Source organism: Enterobacteriaceae endosymbiont of Plateumaris sericea (assembly GCF_012562605.1).
Classification (GTDB): Bacteria; Pseudomonadota; Gammaproteobacteria; order Enterobacterales; family Enterobacteriaceae.
On record NZ_CP046224.1, the window covers coordinates 169,336 to 177,207 of the forward strand.

The 7,872-nt window shown below is 19.5% G+C and carries 7 protein-coding genes and 1 tRNA gene; 7 read left to right on the forward strand and 1 reads right to left on the reverse strand.

What is annotated here, in order from left to right:
* From GJT84_RS00795 to GJT84_RS00810, 4 genes are all read left to right on the forward strand, one after another.
* Positions 1–2,853, forward strand: coding sequence for a valine--tRNA ligase (locus GJT84_RS00795; protein ID WP_168867028.1), 2,853 nt, complete (start codon positions 1–3; stop codon positions 2,851–2,853).
* Positions 2,854–2,895: 42 nt separating this feature from the next.
* Complete coding sequence (gene argF, locus GJT84_RS00800) at positions 2,896–3,912, forward strand: ornithine carbamoyltransferase (protein ID WP_168867030.1); 1,017 nt, start codon at positions 2,896–2,898, stop codon at positions 3,910–3,912.
* Between the two features lie 68 nt (positions 3,913–3,980).
* Positions 3,981–4,388 (forward strand): Rid family detoxifying hydrolase, encoded by a 408-nt coding sequence (locus GJT84_RS00805; protein ID WP_168867032.1) that lies wholly within the window; start codon positions 3,981–3,983, stop codon positions 4,386–4,388.
* A gap of 13 nt (positions 4,389–4,401) precedes the next feature.
* Entirely contained in the window at positions 4,402–5,448 is a 1,047-nt protein-coding gene (locus tag GJT84_RS00810; RefSeq protein WP_168867034.1) for an extracellular solute-binding protein, read from the forward strand.
* 6 nt (positions 5,449–5,454) lie between these two features.
* Here the strand turns inward: GJT84_RS00810 and trhO are convergent, their stop codons facing one another.
* Entirely contained in the window at positions 5,455–6,420 is a 966-nt protein-coding gene (gene trhO, locus GJT84_RS00815; RefSeq protein ID WP_168867036.1) for an oxygen-dependent tRNA uridine(34) hydroxylase TrhO, read from the reverse strand.
* Positions 6,421–6,666: 246 nt separating this feature from the next.
* Here trhO and GJT84_RS00820 point away from each other — a divergent pair.
* The 3 genes from GJT84_RS00820 to GJT84_RS00830 form a co-directional block, all read left to right on the forward strand.
* Positions 6,667–6,742 (forward strand) — tRNA-Asn (locus GJT84_RS00820).
* Between the two features lie 59 nt (positions 6,743–6,801).
* Positions 6,802–7,749 (forward strand): 50S ribosomal protein L3 N(5)-glutamine methyltransferase, encoded by a 948-nt coding sequence (gene prmB, locus GJT84_RS00825; RefSeq protein ID WP_168867037.1) that lies wholly within the window; start codon positions 6,802–6,804, stop codon positions 7,747–7,749.
* Between the two features lie 2 nt (positions 7,750–7,751).
* Positions 7,752–7,872: chorismate synthase (locus GJT84_RS00830; RefSeq protein WP_168867039.1), on the forward strand; the 121-nt coding region annotated here is incomplete at its 3' end.

The window sequence follows — 7,872 nt, forward strand, 5'->3', positions numbered from 1 at the left end:
ATGGATAAAATATATAATCCCCAAGAATTTGAAAAAAAAATATATTTTTATTGGGAAAATAACAAATATTTTAAATGTGTAATAGATAAATCTAAAAAAAACTTTTCTATTATGGTTCCTCCACCAAATATTACTGGTTCCCTACATATGGGACATGCACTACAATATATTATAATTGATATAATAATACGTTATCAACGTATGTTAGGTAAAAATATTTTATGTCAAGTAGGTACAGATCATGCAGGTATTGCTACTCAAAATATAATAGAACAAAAATTATTTATAAAAAAAAATGAAATTAAATATAAAAATAATAAAAATATTTTTTTAAATGAAGCGTGGAAATGGAAAAAAAAATATTGTAATATAATATTTAATCAAATGCGTAGATTAGGTTTATCTGCAGATTGGGATCGTAAAAGATTTACTATGGATAAAAATTTTTCTAAGTCTGTAAGAAATATTTTTATATCTCTTTATGAAGAAGGATTAATATATAAAAAAAAAAAATTAACTCATTGGGATTTAAAACTTCATACTGCAATTTCTGATTTAGAAATAGAACATAAAAAATTTAATACTTATATTTGGTATATTCGTTATTCATTAGAAAATAACGTAACAACTTTAACTGGTAAAAATTATTTAATTATTTCTACTACTAGACCAGAAACATTATTAGCTGATACTGCTATAGCTATTAATCCATTAGATAAACGTTATTCAAATTTAATAGGAAAATTTGTAATAGTACCATTAATTAATAGAAAAATACCTATTATTGCAGATAATCATGCAGATATAAATAAAGGTACTGGATGTGTTAAAATAAGTCCAGCACATGATTTTGATGATTATCAAGTAGCTTTAAGAAATAATTTACCTTTAATTAATATATTTAATACCTATGGTAATATTTTAAAAAAATATCAAATTTTTGATATTAATGGTAAAAAAATAACAATATATCCTGATAATATACCTAAAATATTTCAAAATTTATATTTTATAACAGCAAGAAAAATTATCATTGATATTATTAAAAATAATGGTTTACTTGAATACTGTGAACAAAAATTAGTATTAATACCATGTAGTTCTCGTAGTGAAACTATAATTCAACCTATGTTAACTAGTCAATGGTATTTAAATATTAAAAAATTAGCTAAAACAGCAATAAATGCAGTTAAAAAAAAAAAGATTAGTTTTTTCCCTAAAAATTATGAAAATATGTTTTATTCTTGGATGGAAAATATTCAAGATTGGTGTATATCCCGTCAATTATGGTGGGGCCATAAAATACCAATATGGTATGATATTAATAAAAAAATTTATGTTGGAAAAAATGAAAAAGAAATACGTAAAAAATATAATTTAAATAAAAATTTTTTTATCATACAAGATCAAAATGTTTTAGATACTTGGTTTTCATCAAGTTTATGGACTTTTATTACTTTAGATTGGCCTAATCATACACAAGAATTTCATATATTTCATCCTACAAATGTTATTGTTAGTGGTTTTGATATTATATTTTTTTGGATATCCAGAATGATTATGATGACAATGCATTTTGTAAAAAATAAAGATAATACACCACAAATTCCATTTAAACATGTTTTAATGACTGGATTAATTAGAGATGAAAAAGGAGAAAAAATGTCAAAATCAAAAGGAAATGTTATTGATCCAATTGATATTATTGATGGTATTTCATTTTCTAATTTAATAAAAAAAAGACTTAATAATATAACAGAAAAAAAATATATAAAATTAATTAAAGATTATACAAAAAAACAATTTCCAAATGGAAGTAAAAATTATGGTACAGATTCTTTAAGATTTACATTAGCTGCTTTATCTTCTACTGGAAGAGATATATATTGGGATATGTCTCGTTTAGATGGTTATCGTAATTTTTGTAATAAAATTTGGAATGCTAGTATTTTTATACTAAAAAATATAAAATATGAATATATAAATAATAAAGAAAAATTATCTATTCCTGATAAATGGATTATTAGTGAATATAATTTAATTATAAAATTATATTCAGATGCATTAAATAAATATCGTTTTGATCAAGCTACTAATATTTTATATAATTTTATATGGAATAAATTTTGTGATTGGTATTTAGAATATGCAAAAATTATTTTTAAAAATAAAAACTATACTCAATATATAGGAACACATTATACATTATATAATGTTTTTAAATCGTTATTAAAACTTGCTCATCCTATTATTCCTTTTATAACTGAAGTTATATGGCAAAAAATTACAAATAATAAAAAAATATATAATAATAGTATTATGATACAATCATTTCCAAAATTCAATAAAATAGCAATAGATAACAAAGCTACAAATTTTTTTAATCTTTTTATTAAAATAATTACTATTGTTCGTAAAATAAAAGTTGAAATGTATATAAAAAATAATAAACAAATTAATATTTATTTTAAAAATAAAAATACAAAAATATTGTTTTTTTTAAAAAAAAATATAAATTTATTAAAAAGTTTTTTAAAAATCAATGAAATTTTTTTTATATCACAAGAAGAATGCTTTCCTAAAATATCATTTATAAAAAAAATAAATGATATTGAATTATCAATTCCTATAAATAATGATTTAATCGATAAAAAATATATATTAATTAAAATTGAGAAAGAATTAAAAAATAACGAACAAATAATAAATTATTTGAATAAAAATATTAATAATAAAAATTTTTTTAAAAATGCACCTAAGCATATTATTGAAAATAATATTAAAAAATTAGAAAAATATAAAAATTTACAAATAGAATTAATTAAAAAACAAAAATTAATTTTAACATTATAAAAATAAAAAATTTAATTATTATATTTATAGGTAATTATTATTATGAATCAGTTTTATAATCGTCATTTTTTAAAATTATCAAATTTTTCTAAAAAAGATATTTATGAATTACTTAATATTTCTTTAAAACTTAAAAAAGATAAAAAAAAAAATAAGGAAATTAAAAAATTATACAATAAAAATATTGCCTTAATTTTTGAAAAAGAATCAACTAGAACAAGATGTTCTTTTGAAATAGCATGTTATGATCAAGAAGCTAAAATAACATATTTAGATAAATATAATAGTCATATAGGATATAAAGAATCAATTAAAGATACAGCTCGTATATTAGGTCAAATATATGATGGAATTATATTTCGAGGAAAATATCAAAAAGATATAGAAGTTTTATCAAAATACGCAGGTATTCCTGTTTGGAATGGTTTAACAAATGAATTTCATCCTATTCAAATATTATCAGATTTATTAACAATTAAAGAAAATTTAGTAAATAAATCTTTAGATAAAATATCATTATCATATATAGGAGATATAAATAATAACATTGCTAATACTCTCTTAGAAGCAGCATTAATTATTGGATTTAATTTAAATTTAATATCACCAAAAAAATTATGGCCTGATAATAAATTATTTAATAATTTATTATTAAATAATCAAAATATTATTTTAACAGATAATATTAATAATGGTGTTAATGGTGTAGATTTTATTTATACTGATGTTTGGTTATCAATGGGAGAATCTTCTAAATTATGGGAATCAAGAATTAATGATTTACACATTTATCAAGTAAATAAAGAACTATTATTAAAAACTAAAAATAAAAATATTAAAATTATGCATTGTTTACCATCCTTACATTTATATAATCATTATAAAAAATATTTTAATCAAAAAATTATGTCTAAATATAATTTATTTAATGGATTAGAAATTACAGATGAAATTTTTGAATCTAAAAATAGTATTATTTTTGAACAATCAGAAAATAAACTTCATGTTATTAAAGCTATAATATTATCAACTTTATTAAAAAATAAATATTATTTATAATATTTTACAAAAAAATTTGTTAGATATAAATTTAAAACAATAAAAATTTCTTTAAGAGTTTGTTTTTTATGAAAAAAATAATTTATACTAAAAAAGCACCTATACCTATAGGTCCATATGTTCAAGGAATTATATTTAATAATATAATTATTACTTCAGGACAAATACCTATCAATCCAATATATAATAAGATTGATAGTAATGATATAGAAAAACAAACTGTACAAGTATTAAAAAATATAAAATCTATTATTAATAAAGCACATTTTTCTATTAAAAATATAGTAAAAACTACAATATTTTTAATAAATTTAAATGATTTTAATATTATAAATAATGTATATAAAAAATTTTTTATTGAAAATAATGCTAATTATCCAGCTAGAACTTGTATAGAAGTATCTCGTTTACCACAAAATGCAAAAATTGAAATAGAAGCTATAGCAATAAAACCAAATAATAATAATTATTATTAATAAGGAATATTATATGATTTTTTTAATAAAATTAATATTTATTTTTTTTGTATTAAATTTACAAAATATATATTCATATGCGAATACTAATAATACAGTTTTCTTTTATAATTGGACAGAATATGTTCCTGCCGGTTTATTAGAAGAATTTACTAAAGAAACTGGAATTAAAGTAATTTATTCAACATATGAATCAAATGAAAGTATGTATGCAAAATTAAAAACTTATAAAAAAGATTCTTATGATCTTATTGTACCTTCTACATATTTTATAGCTAAAATGAGAAATGAAGGAATGTTACTAAAGATAAATAAAAATAAATTAACAAATTTTATTAATTTAGATCCTAAATTTTTAAATAAATCTTTTGATCCTAATAATGATTATTCCATTCCATATATATGGGGATTTACAACTATAGCTATAAATAGTCATGATATAAATTCAAATTCTATAAATAGTTGGGCTGATTTATGGAATCCTAAATATAAAAATGCAATTTCTTTAATTGATGATACTAGAGAAGTTTTTCAAATTGCATTAATGAAATTAGGTTATTCAGGAAATGAAACAAATTTAAATCATATTAAACAAGCATTTCAAGAATTACAAAAATTAATACCTAATATTATTACATTTAATTCTGATAATCCTGGAATACCTTTTATAGAAGGAGAAGCAAAATTAGGTATGATATGGAATGGATCTGCATATGCAGTAAAAAAATTAGGTATTCCTTTAAAAATTATTTGGCCAAAAGAAGGTGCAATTTTTTGGATGGATAGTCTTGCTATTCCTTCTAATGCAAGAAATGTAGAAGGTGCTTTAAAATTAATTAATTTTTTATTAAGAGCTAGAATATCAGCTAAAGTAGCAGAATTAACAGGATATTCAACACCAAATTTAGCAGCAAAAAAATTATTACCTCAAAATATCATTAATGATAATACATTATATCCAAATGATCAAATAATTAAAAAAGGTGAATGGCAAAATGATATAGGAGATAATATTAATAAAGAATATGAATCTTTTTTTCAAAAATTAAAACATTCATAAAAAATTCTAATAATAATTAATTTTATATTTAGAATAAATATTCATACATTTTTTACTACAACAATTATGATATTTATCCTTACATGAAGAACATTGAATAAATAATAAATGGCAAAAATTATTTTTACAATTTGTATAAATATCATAATAATTATTACATTGATAACAATGAGAAATAACATCTTCGGTTACTGATTCGCTCATTCTATTATCAAAAACAAAATTTTTTCCTTTAAACTTTATAGGTAAATTATTTTTTTTAGCATCATTAATATAACCAATAATTCCTCCTTTAATATGAAAAATATTTTTAAAATTATTATATAATAACCAAGAAGTAGCTTTTTCACAACGAATACCTCCAGTACAATATAAAATAATATTTTTATTTTTATACTTTTGTAAATTATATAATAATGTTGACATTTGTTCTCGAAAATTATTTGCTGGAGTAAATATAATAGCATTATTAAAATGACCTATTTTATATTCATAATAATTTCTTATATCAACAATAATAGTATTATCACTATCTTCTAGCATTATATTTACTTGATAAGCATTTAAATATTTACCTACAGTTATAAAATTTAAAAAATCAAAATTTTTTATACCATCATTTATAATATTTTTTTTATTTATAACTCTTAAAACCCAAAATGCATTTTTTTTATATTCTATTGCTGAATTTATATATAAATTTTTTAATTGAGGATTTAATTTATATAAAAAAAATTTCATCATTTCATAAAAGTAACAAGGAATACTAATTTGTGCATTTATTCCTTCAGAAGAAATATATATTCTTCCAAAAATATCTAAAGTATTAAATAAAATATAAATATTATTACGAAATATTAATGGATCATTAATAAAAAAATATTTATAAAAAGACAAAATTTTTCTTTCTTCATTTTTTTTAAATATAATTTTTTTTAATTCAAAATTAGATTTTCTATTATGTAATAACATAAAATTCCTTAATAATTTATTACCGAAGATCGTAATTAACAAATATATCATAAAATAATATTTGATTTTGCATAAACTGTATTTACCTATTTCGCTACTTCGATATAATAATTTTTTAATATTTTAATTTATTTTAACATAAAATTATTCATTAATAATTATTTAAATTATATAAAAATCAAATATTTTTATAATTTTCTTGACATAAACATAATATTAATAATAGAATTATATTAGTTGTAATAATCCTCTGTAGTTCAGTTGGTAGAACGGCGGACTGTTAATCCGTATGTCACTGGTTCGAATCCAGTCAGGGGAGCCAATAATATAATTATATTATTTTCATTTTTAATAATTTTATATTTATTAGTTTACTTTTTTATGAATATAAATTTAAAAAAACTTCTTAAGATAGAAATTATCAATGAACTTTTATCTATAAAAGATATGATTCGTTGGTCTGCTAGTTGTTTTAGTATATCTAATATATGGTATGGACATGGTCCTAATAATCCTTTAGATGAATCTATTCAGTTAATATTACCTATATTAGGATTACCACCATACACATTAAATAATATATGGGATGCAAAATTAACTTTACAAGAACGTAAATTAATATTTAGATTAGTTTTTAAAAGAATAAAAAATAGAATTCCTATAGTATATTTAACAAATAAAACTTGGTTTTGTGGTCATGAATTATATATTGATCGTAGAGTATTAATACCTAGATCACCAATATCTGAATTAATTAATAATAAATTTAAATTTAATGGATTAAAATTAAAATTTACTCCTAAAAATATATTAGATTTATGTACTGGAAGTGGATGTATTGCTATTGCTTGTGCATATTTATTTCCTAACTCTTATATAGATGCTATAGATATTTCTTTAGATGCTATTAATGTAACTGAATCTAATATTGAATTACATGGTTTAGAAAAACGTATTACTCCTATTCATAGTAATTTATTTGAAAAATTACATACTTCTCATTCTTATGATTTAATAATATCTAATCCACCTTATGTTGATAAAAATGAATTAAATTATTTACCTAAAGAATATTCATATGAACCACAAATAGGATTAATAGCTGAAGATAATGGATTAGATATTATTAATAAGATTATAATAAATTCTTTTTTTTATCTTAAAAAAAATGGTTTTTTAATTTGTGAAGTAGGAGATAAAATGAAATATATCATAAAAAAATATTCTTTTATAAATTTTCAATGGTTAAAAATAAAAAATGGTGGTATAGGAATATTTAAAATAGATCGTAATATAATAGAAAAAATAAGAATAATGCAGAAGAGGTAAATATGTCAGGTAATAGTATTGGAAAAATATTTCGTGTAACTACATATGGTGAATCTCATGGAATCGCTTTAGGATGTATTATAGATGGTTTTCCTCCAGGTATTCCATTAAGAGAAAATGATT

Coding starts and splice junctions, on each gene's coding strand:
- GJT84_RS00805 (WP_168867032.1), top strand. CDS start 3,981: ATGAAAAAAATAATTTATACTAAAAAAGCACCTATACCTATAGGTCCA.
- GJT84_RS00795 (WP_168867028.1), top strand. CDS start 1: ATGGATAAAATATATAATCCCCAAGAATTTGAAAAAAAAATATATTTT.
- GJT84_RS00810 (WP_168867034.1), top strand. CDS start 4,402: ATGATTTTTTTAATAAAATTAATATTTATTTTTTTTGTATTAAATTTA.
- prmB (WP_168867037.1), top strand. CDS start 6,802: ATGAATATAAATTTAAAAAAACTTCTTAAGATAGAAATTATCAATGAA.
- argF (WP_168867030.1), top strand. CDS start 2,896: ATGAATCAGTTTTATAATCGTCATTTTTTAAAATTATCAAATTTTTCT.
- trhO (WP_168867036.1), bottom strand. CDS start 6,420: ATGTTATTACATAATAGAAAATCTAATTTTGAATTAAAAAAAATTATA.